Here is an 18,375-nt window from a genome sequence, read left to right on the forward strand (position 1 = left end):
GGAACTGCCCGAGGCGGTCGCGGTCATGGACCCCTTCCACGTGGTCCGCCTGGCCGGCGATGCCCTGGACCGCTGCCGGCGCCGGGTGCAGCAGGACCTGCACGGGCACCGCGGCCGCAAGGATGACCCCCTCTACCGCGCTCGGCGAACTCTGCACACCGGCTCCGACCTGCTCACCGACAAGCAGCGCCAGCGGCTGACCGCGCTGTTCGCCGCCGACGAGCACGTGCAGGTCGAGGCCACCTGGGGCATCTATCAGCGGATGATCGGCGCCTACCGCGAGCCCGACCGGGCGAAGGGCCGACGGCTGATGAGCAACCTGATCGATGCGCTCGGCCGCGGCATCCCGGCCGCGCTGACCGAACTCATCACGCTGGGGCGCACGCTGACCAAGCGCGCTGCCGACGTGCTGGCCTACTTCGACCGGCCCGGTACCTCCAACGGACCGACCGAGGCGATCAACGGACGACTCGAGCACCTCCGAGGCTCCGCTCTCGGCTTCCGCAACCTCACCAACTACATCGCCCGAAGCCTGCTCGAGACCGGCGGGTTCAGGCCGCGACTACACCCTCGATCGTGAAGAGCCCACATAGGCTGCACGGCTTCAAGCGAATCCGATGGGCGCCGTTGATTCGGCGATCGGCGATGTCATAGGTATCGGCGAAGCATGCCGGGCAAAGGCGCCGCCCAGAACCGACCCTCTCGGCCAGGCGTTCTCCACACCGAGAGCAGTTCGGCGTCCAATCAGGATCTCGTTGTTCGAGCTTGCGCTTCCGCATGCAGTCCTTGCACTGCCCGCGCAACTTCTCGCTCGACCGGGAGACGAAGTAGAAGCTGCTCGCCGGTAAATCTCTACGGCAGTCTGTACAGCGGCGTGACATGGTCGCCGTTATGCGAGACTGAGCCGTTCACTCCCCCCCTTTTTGTACATATGCACGGACGAAGTCCTCACTGTTCTCCTCGAGCACGCCGTCGATCTCGTCCAGCAACGAGTCGACGTCCTCGGTCATCTCCTTGTGCCGCTCGGCGACCTCGGCGTCGACCGAGGCCTCGACCTCGTCGGTCTCCTCGCGCGACCGCGTCGCCTTCTGCTGCCCGCCGGTGTCTCTGGTGGCCATGGTGTGCCCTCCGGTTCCTCGGATCCGCTGCTGGCTGCAAGCTACCCGCCGGCACCGACATTCTGCGGCTCGTCATCGAGCACTCGCGGCGCTGCCGCGAAGCACCCGCGGGCGCCCATGTTGCGCCGGCGTCATCGGACTGTCACGGGTTCGCACTCGTCCGGCGGTCCCCCGCTGGGAACACCAGGGATGCGGAGCTACCGCCCCGGTCCACCCGGACCGCGCGGAGGCGGCCTCTCCACCGCGACACCCGGCAGGGCGGCGCGGCCGGCAGGAACCCGGACCACACACGAGGAGATCCACCGTGAATCTGCGACTTCGAGCACGACGAGGAACCGTGACCGGCGCCGGCGCCGGCGCCGGCGCCGGCGCCGCGGCCCTGACCGCTGCGGCGGTGTTCATGGCACCAGCCGCGGCCGCTGCCCCGGCCGACGAGGCCGAAGAGGCCGTCCAGGCGGTGCAGGAGCAGGCCGAGCAGGCGGTGAACGAGGCGGAGCAGGCCCTCGAGGAAGCCCGCGAGCAGGCCGAGGAGGCCGCCCAGCAGGGCAGCGACCGGGCCGAGGACGAAGCGCAGGAGGCCGTCGACGAGGCCGAGCAGGCGCTCGAGGACGCCCAGCAGGAGGCCGAGCAGGCCATGGACCAGGCGCAGGAGCAGGCGCCGGACGTCTTCGGGAGCATGGAGCAGGTCGACATGGGCGACTGGCTGCCCGACGACCTCCAGCAGGACCTGCAGAACCTGCAGGACCTGCCGGCTTCCCAGCGCGCCCAGGAACTCCAGGACATCGTGCGGTCCGGCCTCAGCGGGGACTACGGCGACGAGGTCGAGAGCTGGACCGAGCGGATCGGCGGTCTGATCTCGTCGCTGCCGCACAACCTGCGTCAGGACATCCAGGCGATCTTCGGCCAGGAGCCGGAGGAGGCGCGCGCCGACGTCCGGCAGATCATCGAGGGCGCCGTCGACGGCGAGTACGGCGAGGACGTCGAGAAGTGGGCCGACCGGCTGCGCAGCACCGCGCAGCGCTGGGACCTGTCCCGGGCAATCCAGGGTGCCCCGATGGACATGTCCGGCCCCCCGATGGACATGTCGGGCGACATGATGGACGAGTTGCCGGGCACCATCATGGACCGGATCCCGGACGACGTCCTGGAACAGATCCCGAGCGACGTCCTGGAACAGATGCAGGACCAGCTCCAGGGCAACAACAACTGACACCTCATCCGACCGACAGGCCCTCGCCCGGGACCGGTGTCCGCACCGCACCGCCGGCGGGGGCCGTCGGCTGCCGGTGGACGGGCGCCTCGCTCAGCCGCCGGTGATGGTGTCGACCAGTTCTTCCGCCGTCGCGGAGGCCTCGAACAACGCACCGACGTGCTCGCGGGTACCGCGCAGCGGCTCCATCGTCGGGATCCGCACCAGGTTCTCCCGGCCCAGGTCGAAGACCACCGAGTCCCACGACGCCGCCGCGACCTGACCGGGGAAGCGACGCAGGCACTCGCCCCGGAAGAAGGCACGGGTGTCCCCCGGCGGCGTGAGCATCGCACGCTCCACCTCCTCGTCGTCGAGCAGCCGCTGCATGGCCCCGCGGGCCACCAGGCGGTTGTACAGCCCCTTCTCGGGCCGGACGTCGGAGTACTGCAGGTCGACCAGCCGCAGCCGCGAATCGCCCCAGCCCAGCCCGTCGCGGGAGCGGTACCCCTCGAGCAACCGCAGCTTGGCCGGCCAGTCCAGCCGGTCGGCCAGCCGCATCGGGTCGGTCTCCAGGTCGTCGAGCACCTCGGCCCAGCGGCGCAGCACGTCGGTCGTCTGCTGGTCGGCCTCCCCCCGGGTCCCGACGAAGCGGACGGCGTGCTCGAGGTAGCTGCGCTGCACCTCCAGCGCGGTCATCCGCCGCCCGTCCCGCAGCAGCACCTGATGCGTGAGCGTGGGATCGTGGCTGATCGCCTGCAGCTCGCGCACCGGCTCCTCCATGGCCAGGTCGTGCGGCAGTGCACGGGCCTCGATCATGGCCAGCACCAGGGACGTCGTCCCGATCTTGAGGTAGGTGGAGAGCTCGGCGAGGTTCGCGTCGCCGATGATCACGTGCAGCCGCCGGTACTTGTCGGCGTCCGCGTGCGGCTCGTCCCGGGTGTTGATGATCGGCCGCTTGAGGGTCGTCTCCAGCCCCACCTCGACCTCGAAGAAGTCGGCCCGCTGGGAGAGCTGGAACCCGTCGATGCGGCTCTCCGTGCCGATGCCCACGCGACCGGACCCGGCGAACACCTGCCGGGTCACGAAGAAGGGGACCAGCCCTCGGATGATGTCCAGGAACGGGGTGCGCCGGTCCATCAGGTAGTTCTCGTGCGCGCCGTAGGAGGCGCCCTTGCCGTCGGTGTTGTTCTTGTAGAGCTGGATGGGCTGGGTGCCCGGGATGCGGGCCGCGCGACGCGCCGCCTCGGCCATCACCAGCTCCCCCGCCTTGTCCCACAGCACGATGTCCCGCGGCGTGGTGACCTCCGGAGTCGAGTACTCCGGGTGCGCGTGGTCGACGTAGAGCCGGGCGCCGTTGGTCAGGATGACGTTGGCCATCCCGGAGTCCTCGTCGAAGTCGTTGTGGTCCAGCGCCTGCGCCGGGGTGAGGTCGAAGCCGCGGGCGTCGCGCAGCGGCGACTCCTCCTCGAAATCCCAGCGCGGACGGCGCGGGGTGGGCGCCTCGGCCACCGCCCAGGCGTTGACCACCTGGCTGGACAGCGTCGTCGGGTTGGCGCCCGGCTGCCCGGGGACCGAGATCCCGTACTCCACCTCGGTGCCCATGACCCGCCGCACACTCATGCCCCAACCCTAGGCCGCCCCCCGCTCCCGCCCGGCCGTCGGCCGGGCCCGATCGGTGGCACATACCGGAACGGTTCCGTAGCCTCGGAACTGCCCGGGCCGCAGCAGAGTGGCTCCGGGACGTGCACGGGTACCGCGGCCCTCGAGTCGCTCCCGGCACCCACCGGACACGCCGCGCGCCCGTTCCGCCCAGCGGTGCCCGTCCCTCACCTCCCGGCTCCGTGGGCGGAGCGTGCTGCCGATGATCTCCGGCGATCACGTGGGCGCCCGCCGCTCGAGAGGATCATGACGAACCCGAGCACCACCTCCCGCCCGACCACCCGCTCCCTCCGGCACCGCACCGCCGGCCTTGCCGCGACCGGTGCCGTGCTGCTGGCACCGTTCCTCGGTGCCGGCACCGCCGGGGCCGCCGACGGGGCCACCTGGGACCGCCTCGCACAGTGCGAGAGCACCGGCGACTGGAACATCAACACGGGGAACGGCTACTACGGCGGCCTGCAGTTCTCCCCGTCGACCTGGGAAGGCTTCGGCGGCACCGCCTACGCCCCGCGGGCCGACCTGGCGACCCGTGAGCAGCAGATCGCGGTCGCCGAGAAGACGCTGGCCAGGCAGGGCTGGGGCGCCTGGCCGGCCTGCTCGGCGAAGCTGGGCCTCGGCGAGGCCGACAAGGCAGGCAGCGCCGCGGCTCCCGCCCCCGCCCCTGCGCCCGCCCCTGCGCCGGCGCCTCGGGTGGCAGCTGCCGCTCCGGCACCGGCGCCTGTGTCCGATGTTCCGGGCCGGCCTTACACCGTCCGTGCCGGCGACACGCTGTCCCGGATCGCCGCAACCCACGGCCTCGACTGGCGAGCGCTGTTCGCGGCCAACCGCGCGGTGCTCGCTGACCCCGCGGTGATCCACCCCGGTCAGGTGCTGACGCTCGGTGGCACCGCCTCGGCGGCGGCCTCCCCCGCAGCGACCCCCACGGCCGACGCGGGCCGGTCGTACACCGTGCGTGCCGGCGACACGCTGTCCCGGATCGCGGCGGCGCACGACCTCGGGTGGCGGGACCTCTACGCGGCCAACCGCGACGTCATCGGGCCGAACCCCGCCCTGATCATCCCCGGCCAGGTGCTGCACCTGGGCTGACCGTCCGGTGACCCCGTGACAACCGAACGGCCCGGCCACGCACGTGGCCGGGCCGTTCGCCGTCGTCCAGCTACAGGTACTGGCCGGTATTGGTCGCCGTGTCGATGGCCCGGCCGGCCTCGTTGCCCTTGCCGCTGATGAGCGTGCGGATGTAGACGATCCGCTCGCCCTTCTTGCCCGAGATCCGCGCCCAGTCGTCGGGGTTGGTCGTGTTGGGCAGGTCCTCGTTCTCCTTGAACTCGTCCAGGCACGCGGCCATCAGGTGGCTGACCCGCAGGCCCGACGTGCCGGTCTCCAGGTGCTCCTTGATCGCCATCTTCTTCGCCCGGTCGACGATGTTCTGCAGCATGGCGCCGGAGTTGAAGTCCTTGAAGTAGAGGACCTCCTTGTCACCGTTGGCGTAGGTGACCTCGAGGAAGCGATTCTCCTCGGTCTCGGTGTACATGCGCTCGACGGTGCGCTGGATCATCCCGGCGATGGTCGCCTCGCGGCTGCCGCCGTGCTCGGCGAGGTCGTCCGGGTTGATCGGCAGCGACGTCGTCAGGTACTTGCTGAAGATGTCGCGCGCGGCCTCCGCGTCCGGCCGCTCGATCTTGATCTTCACGTCCAGCCGGCCGGGCCGCAGGATGGCGGGGTCGATCATGTCCTCGCGGTTCGAGGCACCGATGACGATGACGTTCTCGAGGCCCTCGACCCCGTCGATCTCGCTGAGCAGCTGCGGCACGATCGTCGACTCGACGTCGGAGGACACCCCCGAGCCACGGGTCCGGAAGATCGAATCCATCTCGTCGAAGAACACGATGACCGGCGTGCCCTCGCTGGCCTTCTCCCGCGCCCGCTGGAACACCAGCCGGATGTGCCGTTCGGTCTCGCCGACGTACTTGTTGAGCAGCTCCGGGCCCTTGATGTTGAGGAAGTAGGACTTCCCCTGGTTCGTGTCGCCGTCACCGCGCAACGCCGTGACCTTCTTCGCCAGCGAGTTGGCCACCGCCTTGGCGATCAGCGTCTTCCCGCAGCCGGGCGGGCCGTACAGCAGGATGCCCTTGGGTGGCCGCAGCTCGTACTCGCGGAACAGGTCGGCGTGCAGGAACGGCAGCTCGACGGCATCGCGGATCTGCTCGATCTGGCGGGACAGGCCACCGATGTCGGTGTAGTCGATGTCGGGGACCTCTTCGAGGACGAGCTCCTCGACCTCGCTCTTGGGGATCCGCTCGTAGACGTAGCCCGAGCGGGTCTCCAGCAGCAGCGAATCGCCCACGCGCAGCGGCTGACCGGTGAGCGAGTCGGCGAGGTACACCACCCGCTCCTCGTCGGTGTGCCCGATGACCAGTGCGCGCGGCGTGACGCCGTCGAGCGGCTCGAGCAGCTCCTTGAGCATGACGACGTCGCCCTGCTTCTCGTAGCCGCGCGCCTCGACGACGTTCATCGCCTCGTTGAGCATGACCTCCTGGCCCGGGCGCAGCTCTTCGGCCGGCACGTTCGGGGACACCGAGACGCGCAGCTTGCGCCCGCCGGTGAAGACGTCGACCGTGCCGTCGTCGTAGGCGGTGAGGAATACCCCGTAGCCCGACGGCGGCTGGCCGAGGCGGTCGACCTCCTCCTTGAGGGACACCAGCTGGTCACGGGCGTCCCGGAGCGTGCCGGCGAGCTTGTCGTTGCGCTCCGAGAGGAAGGACGCGCGGCCCTCCGCCTCGGCGATCCGCTCCTCCAGCGCGCGCACCTGGCGCGGGCTGTCGGCCACCTTGCGGCGGAGCAGGCCGATCTCTTCCTCGAGGTAGGAGATCTGGCTGAGCAGCGCGGCGACGTCACGTTCACGCCGCGCCTTCAGCTCGTCGGGACCATTGCTCGAACCTGGGCCCATCACGCACCTCCGCACAGTCGGGGGAGCCAGGACGCAAATCTATACACGCGCGGCGACAGTTCGCCGTGGGCTCGCGGAGGTCCGGCGCGGCTGGTAAGCGCCCCACTGACCCCGTCCGGAGGCTCGGGGTGAGCCTGGTGACGTACCGGGGCGGCCACCCGTCCTGGGTTCCGCGCCGGCCTCGCGAGGCGTGGGGGAAGGGTGGTCCTTTCAGTGCTTCTGCGCGCGCCGCTGGCGGATCGGCGCGACGGCCCCCTCGGCGAGCCGGCGGGCGGTGACGAGGAAGGCGGTGTGCGCCACCATCCGGTGCTCCGGGCGCACGGCCAGGCCGACGGCGTGCCACGGCCGCAGCAGCGACTCCCAGGCGTAGGGCTCGGTCCAGACGCCCTGCGCGCGCAGTGCCTCGACGTAGGTGGACAGCTGGGTGACCGTGGCGACGTAGCCCACCAGCACGCCGCCGGGGCGCAGCGCCGCGGCGACCGTGGGCAGCACCGCCCACGGCTCCAGCATGTCGAGGACGACCCGGTCGACGACCTCCTCGGCCGGGTGGTCGGCCAGATCGCCGAGGCGCAGGTCCCAGTTCGCCGGCACCTCGCCGAAGAAGGCACCCACGTTGGACCGGGCGACGTCGCGGAAGTCCTCCCGCCGCTCGTAGCTGGTGAGCGACCCCTCCGAGCCGACGGCGCGCAGCAGCGAGCAGCTCAGGGCACCGGAGCCGGCGCCGGCCTCGAGCACCCGCATGCCCGGGCCGATGTCGCCGAAGCCGACTATCTGGGCGGCGTCCTTGGGATAGATGACCTGGGCGCCGCGCGGCATGGAGAGGACGTAGTCGGCCAGCAGTGGGCGCAGCGCCAGGTAGCCGGTGTTCGCCGTGGAGTGCACCACAGAGCCCTCGGGCGCCCCGATCAGGTCGTCGTGCTCGATGGCGCCGCGGTGGGTGTGGAACTGCTTGCCGGGGGTGAGGACGACGGTGTGCAGCCGGCCCTTGGGATCGGTGAGCTGCACCCGGTCACCGGCGACGAACGCGCCTTCCGCCGGCTCCGCCCGCTGGGCCGGTGGCTCCTGCGGCGTGTCCTCCGGCGTCTGCTGCGCCTCGTCGACGACGTCGTCTGCCGGCTGCTCCTGGGTGTCCACGGGCGACCAGCGTACGGACGGTGCTGCTGTGACCCGTGCCGCCGATGCGGCGCGGACGCTCGGAACTGTCGGAGCCGCGACCTAGCCTCGGACGCATGACGGCGATGGTGCGAACCGACATGCTGAAGACCGACGTGGTGGCAGACGACTCCGTTGCCGTGGTGGTCCCGCCCGCTCCGGGCGCGTCCGCGCCCCGCCGGCCGTCGCTCTCCCCCAGCCGCGCGGCCGATTTCAAGACCTGCCCGCTCCTCTACCGCTTCCGCACGATCGACCGGCTGCCCGAGCGCAAGAGCCTCGCCGCGGTGCGGGGCACGCTGGTCCACTCGGTGCTGGAACGGCTGTACGACCTGCCCGCGGCCCGGCGTACGCCTGAGAGCGCACTGGAACTCCTCGAGCCGGCCTGGGCCGACCTGCGGGGGGAGCCGGGGGTCGCGGAGCTGTTCGAGACGCCGCCGGCCGACGGCGCCGGGACCGACCCGAACGCGCCCGGGTCGGTGGAGGCGTGGCTGGCCTCGGCCGGGAAGCTCGTGGAGCGGTACTTCACGCTGGAGGATCCCCGCCGCCTCCAGCCTGAGAGCCGCGAGCAGCTGGTCGAGGTCACGCTGCCCGACGGCCTGCTGCTGCGCGGGTACGTCGACCGGCTCGACGTCGCCCCCAACGGCGCGCTCCGGGTGGTCGACTACAAGACCGGCTCGATGCCGCGCGAGGCGTTCGAGTCCAAGGCGCTGTTCCAGATGAAGTTCTACGCCTTGGTGCTCTGGCGCACCCGCGGCGTGGTCGCCGCCCAGCTGAAGCTGCTGTACCTGGGCGACGGCGACGCGCTCACCTATGCACCTGACGAGCAGGAGCTGATCCGGTTCGAGCGCACCCTGCTGGCCATCTGGTCGGCGATCGAGCGTGCGGTGGCCACCGGTGAGTTCCGCCCGAACAAGACGCGGCTGTGCGGCTGGTGCGACCACCAGGCCCTGTGCCCGTCCTTCGGCGGCACTCCCCCGCCGTTCCCGGCGGAGGCGGCAGCCGCCGCCGGCTGGCGGACGACACTGCCGGTCACGCCGGTCTGACCTCGCTGCCGTCTCTCGGACGACGACGCGTGCCTCCCTTGGTGCCGGGGGCGCCGCGCTCACCTTCAGCGGCCGGTGACCCCGTCCAGCAGCTCGCGGGTGGCGTCGGCGTGGCCCGCGTGCCGGGCGGTCTCCTCGACGAGGTGCAGCAGCACCCAGCGCAGGTCCCTGCCGCTGCCGTCGGTGCACGGCCGGGTCACCGGCATCGCCCGCACGGCGGCAGCCGTCGCCACGCCCCGGTCGCGGTAGCGCCGCACCGCGTCCGGCACGGTCAGTTCCGGCCCCGGGGAGAACTCCGCCTCGCTCCGGTACACCGCGGCTCCCTGCATCTGGCCGTCGATCCAGCGCCACTCCACGTGCGTGAGGTGGTCGACGATGCCGAGCACGCAGATCAGGGCCCCGGCCGGACGCCAGCGCGCCTGCTCCTCCGAGAGGTCCTCGAGCTTGCTCAGGATCGACTCGCGCAGGTGGTCCAGCCAGGCCAGCACCAGCTCCCGCTCGTCCGCGTCCGGTGCGGGCTGCGCGGTTTCCGGACGGTGGGCCACGGTGGGAGCCTAAGGCCCTGGGCCGACCGGGTCAGCGGCCGACGATCGCCATCGCCGAACCGGCCGCCAGCACCACCGCCAGCTCGGGCACTCCGAACCCTTCGAGGCTGCCGCGCAGTGTCAGACCGGGGGCCGCCGGCACCGGCTGCAGCGCCGGGACACCGAGCACCGCCATCCCGGCGGCCAGCCCCGAGGTGACACCCACCAGCGAGTCCTCGACCACGACGCAGGAGGCGACGTCGACGCCGAGCGCGGTGGCGGCCTGCAGGTACGGCGCCGGGTCGGGCTTGCGGGCGGGCACCTCGTCGCCGCAGACGGTGACGTCGAACGGATCGGCCCCCAGGTCGGCGGTGATGCTCGCCAGCACGACGTCGGCCAGCCGGCGCGGCGTCGTCGTCACCAGGGCGGTGGCGAGCCCGTCCGCCCGCACGCCGGCCAGCAGGTCCCGGGCGCCGGGCCGCCACGCGATGCCGGCGGTGACCATCAGCTCCCCGGTCCGGTCCTCGACGCGGCGGGCATCGGCCTGGAGCTGCTCCTCGGTGCGCACGAGCCCCAGGTCGGCGTACAAGACCTGCATCGAGCGGCGCATGCTCGTGCCGACGGTGGCGGCGCGGGCCTCGGCCGACATCCGTCCGCCGAGTGCGTCGGCGAGCTCGAACATCGCCTCGCCCCAGTACTCCTCGGTCTGCACCAGCGTGCCGTCCATGTCGAACAGCACCGCGCGCAGCTCCGGGGCGGGGGCTGCGGCGCCTCCACCCACGGGATCCACCGGCACGCCGACAGCCTAGTCGGCGGGCCGTCCACGGCCGCCGGGCACGGTCAGGCGGCACGGTCAGGCCGGGCGGGTCCCCACGAGGGACGCGAAGGCGATGACGTTGTCCTCGTAACTGCGAGCCGACGAGTCGAAGTCCCCGCCGCAGGTGATCAGCCGCAGTTGGGCGTCATCGGTGTTGCCGTACACCTCGAGGGTCGGGAAGTCGTCCTTCGGGTGCACCTCCACCCGGTCGACGGCGAAGACGGCGACGGTGCCGTCCTCGCGTGCCACGGTCACCTCGTCGCCGGGCTGCAGGGCGCCGAGGTCGAAGAAGATCCCGGGCCCGTGCTCGGCCGAGTCCACGTGCCCGAGGAGCACCGCCGGCCCCACCTCACCGGGCGCCGGGCCGGGCTCGTACCAGCCGGCCTTGTCGTCCGCCTCCAGGGGCGGTACCTCCACCGTGCCGTCGTCGTTGAGCCCGAGCCGCATCAAGTCACTGGTGACGTCGATCGTCGGAATGGTCACCGACACGGGCTCGGCCACCTGTACCTCGGCGGGCGGCGAGGTCGCCGGCTCGATGGCCTCGTCCCCGGCGGGGTCCTCGCGTGCGGACTGCTCCACCGGTGGCTCGATCCGGTCGCTGGTCGCCGCCGGCTGCGGCGCCTGCTGCTGTCCGGTGATCGCCACCACGAGGGCCACGACCCCCAGGAGGGCGAGCGCCACGGCCAGTGCCGTCCACGTGCGCGCGCCCGGTCGGCGCCTGCTCTGCTCGGTCACGCGAGATTCCTTCCGAGGGTTGCGGGGCGAGCGCGGAGCCGCGCGGGAGGTCAGCCTCCCGCGCGGCTCCGCGGCCGGATCAGGCCTGGTCGGCCGAGCGGCGACGGTACGCGAGCGCACCGGCACCGGCGGCACCGGCGAGCGCCAGCGCGCCGACGCCCATGGCCGCCTGCGCCTCGATGCCGGCGGTGCTACCCGCACCGGTCTCGGCGCCGCCCGCGGGAGCGGCGCCCATCTGCGCGGCCTTCAGGGGGCCACAGGCCACGGGAGCGGTGGCCTCCATCGGCAGGGACGGGTCGAGGTCGCTCATGACGTCGCCGTCGTAGGTGCCCGAGCCGTTCTGGTCGAAGCCGTGGAGCACGAGCACCGCGGTGCCGTTGTCGAAGGCCTCGTGCACGTCCTCGCTGACCTCGAAGGTCCGCTCGTAGGTGAGCGTGCCGCCCTCGGCGGTCGGGAAGCGGTCGACCGCCAGGCCGCTGTCCGGGCTGGTGTCGCCCTCGGTGGTCAGCGACGTGCCGATGGCGCCGTAGGCGGGCGCGCCCTCGGTGGTGCTCAGGAAGGCGTCGCCGTCCGTGTTGTCGGCGTCGGTGGGGCAGGTGCCCTGGGCGCCGATGTGGAAGTGCTGGGCGTGCGGAGCGCCCGCCAGCAGACCGGAGGCCTCGATCATGACGGTCGCCGTGTTGCCGTCCAGGGTGACCATGCCGGTGCCCTCGACGCCGGACTGGTTCAGGGTGCCGAGGTCGGCCTGGAAGCTGGTCGTGCCCTCGTGAGCGGCGGCCGAGGACATGGCCAGCAGCGGGAAGGCCGCGGCGGCGATGGCGACGGACGGGAGTGCGAGTGACTTGCGCAAGGTGTGCTCCTCATGGTCGGAAGAGACGACGCCGCCTCGGGGACGGTGCCGGCGGGCGGCGGTCGTAACCGATCGCCCGTCGTGCCGGTGGACGCACTGGTGCATCCACCGTGGAGCGGGTCCGTGAGGACCCTGACCAGCGGGCGGGTTCCTCCGGCGGGGAAGAACTCCCCCGCCGACCACGCTGACCGTCCGGTATTCGCCGTGGATGCCCGAACGGTTCATCCACATGTGCACGCCACCCGATCGTGTGCCGACGGATTGCATGCCGCCTTCTCTCGATCGACGCTGGGCGGGTCTTCGCCGTCCTCTGCCCCGGCCGACCGAACCGGCAGCCCCTGCGCGCACGAAGGATGGTCATGACCGTTCCACGACTCGAGTTCCCCGGCCGGCAGCGAGCCCTCGGCCTGCGACGGACGACGGCGCTGCTGCTCGGCGTCGGAGCGGCCACGGCCCTGCTGCTCGGCGCGGGCGTGGCACCGGCCGCGGCGCACGACGGGCTGGTGAGCTCCTCCCCCGCCGCCGACTCCACGGTCGACACGGCGCCACCCGAGGTCGAGCTGCGCTTCAGCGGGCCACCGCTCCCCCTCGGCACGCAGGTGGTGGTGACCGGACCCGACGGCGCCGAGGTCTCCCAGGGTGCCGCCGAGATCCGGGACACCGCGGTGGTCCAGCCCCTGGCCGGGACGGCGGCGGAGGGCCGGTACACCGTGCAGTGGCGCAGCACGTCCTCCGACGGGCACCCCCTCTCGGGCTCGTACGACTTCACCGTGACCGGGTCGGGCCCGGCCGCGGTGCCGAACCCGGCTTCTGCCGCCGCAGCGCCGCTGCCGGAGGCCCCTGCGGCGCCGCGGCCGGAGACCGCCGCGGCCGAGCGGCCGGCCGACGGCGGCCCGGTGATCGGCTGGGTGGCGGCCGGGGTCGTCGCGGTGGGCGCTCTCGGGTTCCTGCTCGCGCGCCGGCTGCGCGGGCGGGCGTGAGCAGCGCCGCGCCGGCGACCCGCAGGTCGTCACCGGAGCCCGCGGCCGCAGCGGTCTCCCCAGCTGGTCCCGTCACATCCCGCGGAACCGGCGTCGCGCTGACCGGAGTCGCGCTGACCGCCCTGCTGCTCGGATCGATCGAGCTCGGGGCGACCGGCGCCGGACCGGACTCCTCGGGGCTGGCCGGTGCCGGTCCGCTGGTCGAGTGGAGCCTGCCGGTCGTCACGCTGGCCGGCCGGATCGCGGCCGTGGGCACGATCGGCACGCTGCTCTTCGCGGCGGTGCTGCTCCCCGGTGGGCGGGCGATCCTGTCACCCGCCGGCCGACGTGCAGCCGCAGCGGCGTCCTGGTGGGCCGTCGGGTGGGCCGGGGCGACAGCCCTCGGCGCGGTCCTGACCCTCAGCCGGCTGGTGGGCGTGCCGCCGACGGCGCTGACCTGGTCCTCGGTCCGCGTGTTCGTCGACGAGACCGGAGCCGGACGGGCCGCGCTGCTCGTCGCCGTGCTGGCAGCGGTGCTCGCGCTCGGCGCCCGCCGGTGCACCCGGCCGGGCACCGCGCGCGTCCTGCTGGCCGGCGCGCTGGGGGCGCTGGTCACGCCGGTCGCCCTCAGCGGGCACGCCTCGGGCGCCGGCGACCACGTCCTCGCCGCGACGGCCCTGGCCGTGCACGTCGTCGCCGCCGGCGTCTGGGTCGGTGGGCTGCTGGCCCTGGTCACCCACGGCCGGAGCAGCGGGGTACTGGCACCGGCCGTGGCCCGGTTCAGCCCGATCGCGCTCCTGTGCCTGCTGGTCACCGCCGTCTCGGGAGTGGTGGCCGCCGGGGCGGTCCTGGGCGGCGCCGCGGCGCTGCTCGGCGCACTGGGCAGCGGCTACGGGTGGCTGCTGACCGCCAAGACTTCGGCGCTGGTCGTCCTGGGTGTGCTCGGGTGGCAGCACCGGCGGCGCACGCTGCCACGGCTGCACGCCGGCGAGCCGGGCAGTTTCCGCCGGTTCGCCGCCGTCGAGGTGCTGCTGATGCTGGCGACCCTCGCGCTGGCCGTCGCCCTGGCCGCCTCCCCTCCCCCGCAGCCCGCCACGGCGGCCGCCGCCGGCCCGGGCAGCCCGGGCGCCGCGGCACCGGGCACGGCTGCCGATCCCATGGCCGGCCACGACCACGGGGAGCTGTCGGTCGCCGTGCTCATCGACGGCGAGCGCTTCCACGTCGCGGGTCCGGTCGCCGCGGGTGCACGGGTCACCGTGCACAACGGCACTGAGCGGGAGGTGACCATCACCGCGGCCGACGGCTCGTTCGACGTCGTCGTCGCGGGGCGCTCGCTGATCACCTTCCTCGCCCCCACCGAGCCGGGACGCTATCCGTTCACCAGCCGCCACTCGGCGGCGTTCGGCGACGTCCTCGTCGTCGAGTGAGGTCGGCGGCCCCGGGGCAGGGGCCCGCCGCGAGCTTGCGAGCGCGGATGGCCCCGTCCGGAGGCTCGCGCGAGCCTGCGAGCGATGAGGAGGACGGGGTCCTTCTACGGGGTCCTCTCACTCGTCCTCGGTGCGGTATCCCAGGTTCGGCGAGAGCCACTTCTCCGCCTCGTCGACGTTCCAGCCCTTGCGCCGGGCGTAGTCCTCGACCTGGTCACGCCCCACGCGGCCGAGCACGAAGTACTGCGACTGCGGGTGGGAGAAGTACAGGCCGCTGACGGCGGCGCCCGGCCACATCGCCAGGTTCTCGGTGAGCTCGATGCCGGTGGCCGCCTCGACGTCGAGCAGGTCCCAGATCGTCCGCTTCTCGGTGTGCTCCGGGCAGGCCGGATAGCCCGGCGCCGGGCGGATGCCGGTGTACTTCTCCGCGATCAGCGCGTCGCTGTCCAGGTGCTCGTCGGCGGCGTAGCCCCAGAACTCCCGGCGCACCCGCTCGTGCAGCCGCTCGGCGAACGCCTCGGCCAGCCGGTCGGCCAGCGCCTCCAGCAGGATCGCGCTGTAGTCGTCGTTGTCCTTCTTGAACGCCTCGACCCGCTCCGCCGCACCCAGCCCGGCGGTGACGGCGAACGCGCCGATGTAGTCGCGCAGCCCGCTCTCCTTCGGTGCCACGAAGTCCGCCAGCGACTTCCGGGGCGAACCGTCCCGCCCCTCCGTCTGCTGCCGGAGCTGGTGCAGGACCGTCCGGACGGCGGTGCGCGACTCGTCGGTGTAGACCTCGATGTCGTCGCCGGCCACCTGGTTGGCCGGGAACAGCCCGAAGACGCCGCTGGCCCGCAGCCACTTCTCCGCGACGACCCGGTCGAGCATCTGCTGCGCGTCCGCGTACAGCCGGCGCGCGGCCTCGCCGGTCGTCGGGTTGTGCAGGATGTCGGGGAAGCGGCCGCGCATCTCCCAGGCGTTGAAGAACGGCTGCCAGTCGATGTAGCCGCGTAGCTCCTCCAGCGGGTAGTCCGGCAATGTCTTCACGAACTGGGTCGCGGCGTGCCGAAGGTGGTCGCAGCCCGCCCCCGAGCAGGTGTCGAGCGCCTGCTGCAGCAGCATCCGCGGCCGGGGCGGCGCGTAGTCGCTCCAGTCAATCGGCGGAGCCGCGGCCCGTGCAGTGGCGATCGGCAGCAGCTTCCGGCTGTCCTGCCGTGTCGCGTGCCGCTCGCGCAGCGCCGCGTAGTCGGCGTCGGTCTCGGCCAGCAGCTTCGGGCGCTGCTCGTCCGACAGCAGCGCCGCGACCACCGGCACCGACCGCGAGGCGTCCTTCACCCAGATGACCGGCCCGTGGTACTTCTGCGCGATCTTGACCGCCGTGTGCGCCCGCGACGTCGTCGCCCCGCCGATGAGCAGCGGGACCTCGAAGCCCTGCCGCTCCATCTCCGAGGCCAGGGTGACCATCTCGTCCAGCGACGGGGTGATCAGCCCGGAGAGGCCGATGACGTCGGCACCCTCGGCCTTGGCGGCGTCCAAGATCTTCTGCGGCGGCACCATGACGCCAAGGTCCACGACGTCGTAGTTGTTGCACTGCAGGACGACGCCGACGATGTTCTTGCCGATGTCGTGGACGTCGCCCTTCGCCGTGGCCATGAGGACCTTGCCGTTGGTGCGCTCGGCATCGCCGGGCCGCTTCTCCGCCTCGATGTACGGGATGAGATGCGCGACGGCCTTCTTCATCACGCGGGCGGACTTCACCACCTGCGGCAGGAACATCTTGCCCGCGCCGAACAGGTCGCCGACGACGTTCATGCCGTCCATCAGCGGGCCCTCGATCACCTCGATCGGCCGCCCGCCGCGGGCGGCGATCTCCCGGCGGAGCTCCTCGGTGTCGCTCTCGGCGAACTCGTCGATGCCCTTCACCAGCGCGTGGGTGATCCGCTCCCCCACCGGCAGCGACCGCCACTCCTCGGTGGCCACCTCCTTGACCGTGCCGTCACCGGCGAAGTCGCCGGCGATCTCCAGCAGCCGCTCGGTGCTGTCCGGGCGGCGGTTGAGGATCACGTCCTCGATCCGCTCGCGCAGCAGCTCCGGCACCTCGCTGTACACCTCGAGCTGGCCGGCGTTGACGATCGCCATGTCCAGGCCCGCAGCGATCGCGTGGTACAGGAAGACCGAGTGGATCGCCTCGCGCACCGGGTTGTTGCCACGGAAGGAGAACGAGACGTTCGAGACTCCGCCGGAGACCAGCGCGCCGGGCAGGTTCTGCTTGATCCAACGGGTGGCCTCGATGAAGTCCAGCCCGTAGTTCGCGTGCTCCTCGATGCCCGTGGCGACGGCGAAGATGTTGGGGTCGAAGATGATGTCCTCGGCCGGGAAGCCGACCTGCTGGACGAGGATGTCGTAGGCCCGCTTGCAGATCTGGGTGCGGCGCTCGAGGGTGTCCCCCTGACCCTCCTCGTCGAAGGCCATGACGACGATCGCGGCACCGTACTTCCGGCACAGCCGCGCGTGGTGGACGAACTTCTCCTCGCCCTCCTTGAGGGAGATCGAGTTGACGATCGCCTTGCCCTGGATGTTCTTGAGGCCGGCCTCCATGACCTCCCACTTGGAGGAGTCGACCATGACCGGCACGCGCGAGATGTCGGGTTCCGCGGCGATCAGCTTGGTGAAGCGGTCCATCGCCTCGACGCCGTCGATCATCCCCTCGTCCATGTTGACGTCGATGACCTGCGCCCCGGCCTCCACCTGCTGCCGGGCGACGGTGAGGGCGGCCGGGTAGTCACCGGCCTTGACGAGGTTCCGGAAGCGGGCCGAGCCGGTGATGTTGGTGCGCTCGCCGACGTTGACGAACAGCGACTCCTCGGTGACCGACAGCGGCTCCAGGCCGGACAGCCGCAGCGCCGGCCGGACCTCGGCGGGGGTGCGCGGCGCCTGCGCCTCGACGGCCCGGGCGATCGCGGCGATGTGCGCCGGGGTGGTGCCGCAGCAGCCGCCCACCAGGTTCACGAACCCGCTCTCGGCGAACTCGGCGATGATCGCGGCCGTCTCGTCGGGCGCCTCGTCGTACTCACCGAAGGCATTGGGCAGGCCCGCGTTCGGGTAGCAGGAGACGAACGTGTCGGCCACGCGGGCGATCTCCGCGATGTAGGGCCGCATCTCCTTGGCGCCCAGGGCGCAGTTCAGCCCGACCAGCAGCGGCCGCACGTGCCGCACCGAGTGCCAGAACGCCTCGGTGACCTGCCCGGAGAGCGTCCGGCCGGAGGCGTCGGTGATCGTGCCGGAGATCAGCACCGGCCAGCGGCGCCCGCGGTCGGCGAACAGCGTCTCCAGGGCGAAGATCGCCGCCTTGGCGTTGAGGGTGTCGAAGATCGTCTCGATCAGCAGCGCGTCCGAGCCGCCGTCGACCAGGCCGCCCGCCTGCTCGAGGTAGGCCGCCACCAGCTCGTCGAAGCTGACGTTGCGGGCCCCGGGGTCGTTGACGTCCGGCGAGATGGACGCCGTCCGGCTGGTCGGGCCGATCGCGCCGACGACGAACCGCGGCTTGTCCGGGGTACGGGCGGTCATCGCGTCGGCCTCGGCGCGCGCCAGCCGGGCCGAGGCGACGTTGAGCTCGTAGGCGAGCTCCTGCATGCCGTAGTCGGCCAGCGAGATCGTCGTGGCGTTGAAGGTGTTGGTCTCGATGAGGTCGGCGCCGGCCTCGAGGTACTCACGGTGGATCGCGGCGATGATCTGCGGCTGGGTGAGGCTCAGCAGGTCGTTGTTGCCCTGCACATCGGTGGGCCAGTCGGCGAAGCGCTCGCCGCGGTAGCCGGCCTCGTCGGGCCGGTCGCGCTGGATCGCCGTCCCCATGGCGCCGTCGAGCACGAGGATGCGCTGCCGCAGCAGCTCGGTGAGCGCGGCCGTGGCGTCGGGACGGGGAGTGGGTGACTCGGACACAGGGTTCCCCAGTGGGTCTCTCGATGGGCGTGCGGGC

General features: G+C 72.3%; 15 protein-coding genes. 6 read left to right on the top strand and 9 right to left on the bottom strand.

The window, feature by feature from the left end:
• On the top strand, nt 1-580 hold a 580-nt coding region (locus QOZ86_RS19730), incomplete at its 5' end, for a transposase (protein WP_284493679.1).
• 328 nt (nt 581-908) lie between these two features.
• Here QOZ86_RS19730 and QOZ86_RS19735 read toward each other — a convergent pair.
• Entirely contained in the window at nt 909-1,118 is a 210-nt protein-coding gene (locus tag QOZ86_RS19735; RefSeq protein ID WP_284493680.1) for a ubiquitin-like protein Pup, read from the bottom strand.
• A gap of 337 nt (nt 1,119-1,455) precedes the next feature.
• Between QOZ86_RS19735 and QOZ86_RS19740 the strand changes: the two genes are divergently transcribed.
• The gene (locus QOZ86_RS19740; RefSeq protein WP_284493681.1) at nt 1,456-2,328 is read left to right on the top strand and encodes an ATP synthase subunit B family protein; all 873 of its coding nucleotides are present in this window, start codon (nt 1,456-1,458) and stop codon (nt 2,326-2,328) included.
• A gap of 93 nt (nt 2,329-2,421) precedes the next feature.
• On the opposite strand, the gene dop is transcribed toward QOZ86_RS19740, so the two are convergent.
• On the bottom strand, nt 2,422-3,927 hold the full coding sequence (gene dop / locus QOZ86_RS19745; RefSeq protein WP_284493682.1) for a depupylase/deamidase Dop: 1,506 nt from the start codon (nt 3,925-3,927) through the stop codon (nt 2,422-2,424).
• A gap of 285 nt (nt 3,928-4,212) precedes the next feature.
• Here dop and QOZ86_RS19750 point away from each other — a divergent pair, with 285 nt between their 5' ends.
• Nucleotides 4,213-5,052: a LysM peptidoglycan-binding domain-containing protein gene (locus tag QOZ86_RS19750; RefSeq protein WP_284493683.1), complete on the top strand. Its 840-nt coding sequence runs from the start codon at nt 4,213-4,215 to the stop codon at nt 5,050-5,052.
• A gap of 70 nt (nt 5,053-5,122) precedes the next feature.
• Here the strand turns inward: QOZ86_RS19750 and arc are convergent, their stop codons facing one another.
• Nucleotides 5,123-6,913, bottom strand: coding sequence for a proteasome ATPase (gene arc, locus QOZ86_RS19755; protein WP_284493684.1), 1,791 nt, complete (start codon nt 6,911-6,913; stop codon nt 5,123-5,125).
• Between the two features lie 210 nt (nt 6,914-7,123).
• Complete coding sequence (locus QOZ86_RS19760; protein WP_284493685.1) at nt 7,124-8,047, bottom strand: tRNA (adenine-N1)-methyltransferase; 924 nt, start codon at nt 8,045-8,047, stop codon at nt 7,124-7,126.
• A 95-nt stretch (nt 8,048-8,142) separates the two neighbouring features.
• On the opposite strand from QOZ86_RS19760, the gene QOZ86_RS19765 reads away from it, so the two are divergent.
• Nucleotides 8,143-9,108, top strand: coding sequence for a RecB family exonuclease (locus tag QOZ86_RS19765; RefSeq protein WP_284493686.1), 966 nt, complete (start codon nt 8,143-8,145; stop codon nt 9,106-9,108).
• A 65-nt stretch (nt 9,109-9,173) separates the two neighbouring features.
• Here QOZ86_RS19765 and QOZ86_RS19770 read toward each other — a convergent pair whose 3' ends face one another.
• The 4 genes from QOZ86_RS19770 to QOZ86_RS19785 all read right to left on the bottom strand — a co-directional run bounded on the left by QOZ86_RS19770 (nt 9,174) and on the right by QOZ86_RS19785 (nt 12,034).
• Nucleotides 9,174-9,653, bottom strand: coding sequence for a mycothiol transferase (locus QOZ86_RS19770; RefSeq protein WP_284493687.1), 480 nt, complete (start codon nt 9,651-9,653; stop codon nt 9,174-9,176).
• A gap of 31 nt (nt 9,654-9,684) precedes the next feature.
• Nucleotides 9,685-10,428 carry an HAD family hydrolase gene (locus QOZ86_RS19775; protein ID WP_284493688.1) on the bottom strand — a complete coding sequence of 248 codons (744 nt, stop codon included), beginning with the start codon at nt 10,426-10,428 and terminating at the stop codon, nt 9,685-9,687.
• 57 nt (nt 10,429-10,485) lie between these two features.
• On the bottom strand, nt 10,486-11,184 hold the full coding sequence (locus tag QOZ86_RS19780; RefSeq protein WP_284493689.1) for a class F sortase: 699 nt from the start codon (nt 11,182-11,184) through the stop codon (nt 10,486-10,488).
• 79 nt (nt 11,185-11,263) lie between these two features.
• On the bottom strand, nt 11,264-12,034 hold the full coding sequence (locus QOZ86_RS19785; RefSeq protein WP_284493690.1) for a GVDTG sorting domain-containing protein: 771 nt from the start codon (nt 12,032-12,034) through the stop codon (nt 11,264-11,266).
• A gap of 359 nt (nt 12,035-12,393) precedes the next feature.
• On the opposite strand from QOZ86_RS19785, the gene QOZ86_RS19790 reads away from it, so the two are divergent.
• Nucleotides 12,394-13,014: a copper resistance CopC family protein gene (locus QOZ86_RS19790; RefSeq protein WP_284493691.1), complete on the top strand. Its 621-nt coding sequence runs from the start codon at nt 12,394-12,396 to the stop codon at nt 13,012-13,014.
• A complete protein-coding gene (locus QOZ86_RS19795) occupies nt 13,011-14,420 on the top strand; it encodes a copper resistance D family protein (RefSeq protein ID WP_284493692.1) in 1,410 nt (469 codons plus the stop codon). Before QOZ86_RS19790 ends, QOZ86_RS19795 begins: the two co-directional genes overlap by 4 nt.
• A gap of 117 nt (nt 14,421-14,537) precedes the next feature.
• On the opposite strand, the gene metH is transcribed toward QOZ86_RS19795, so the two are convergent.
• On the bottom strand, nt 14,538-18,338 hold the full coding sequence (metH, locus tag QOZ86_RS19800; protein ID WP_284493693.1) for a methionine synthase: 3,801 nt from the start codon (nt 18,336-18,338) through the stop codon (nt 14,538-14,540).
• Nucleotides 18,339-18,375: the final 37 nt, after the last annotated feature.

The organism is Blastococcus capsensis, assembly GCF_030165005.1.
GTDB classification, from domain to species: Bacteria; Actinomycetota; Actinomycetes; order Mycobacteriales; family Geodermatophilaceae; genus Blastococcus; species Blastococcus capsensis.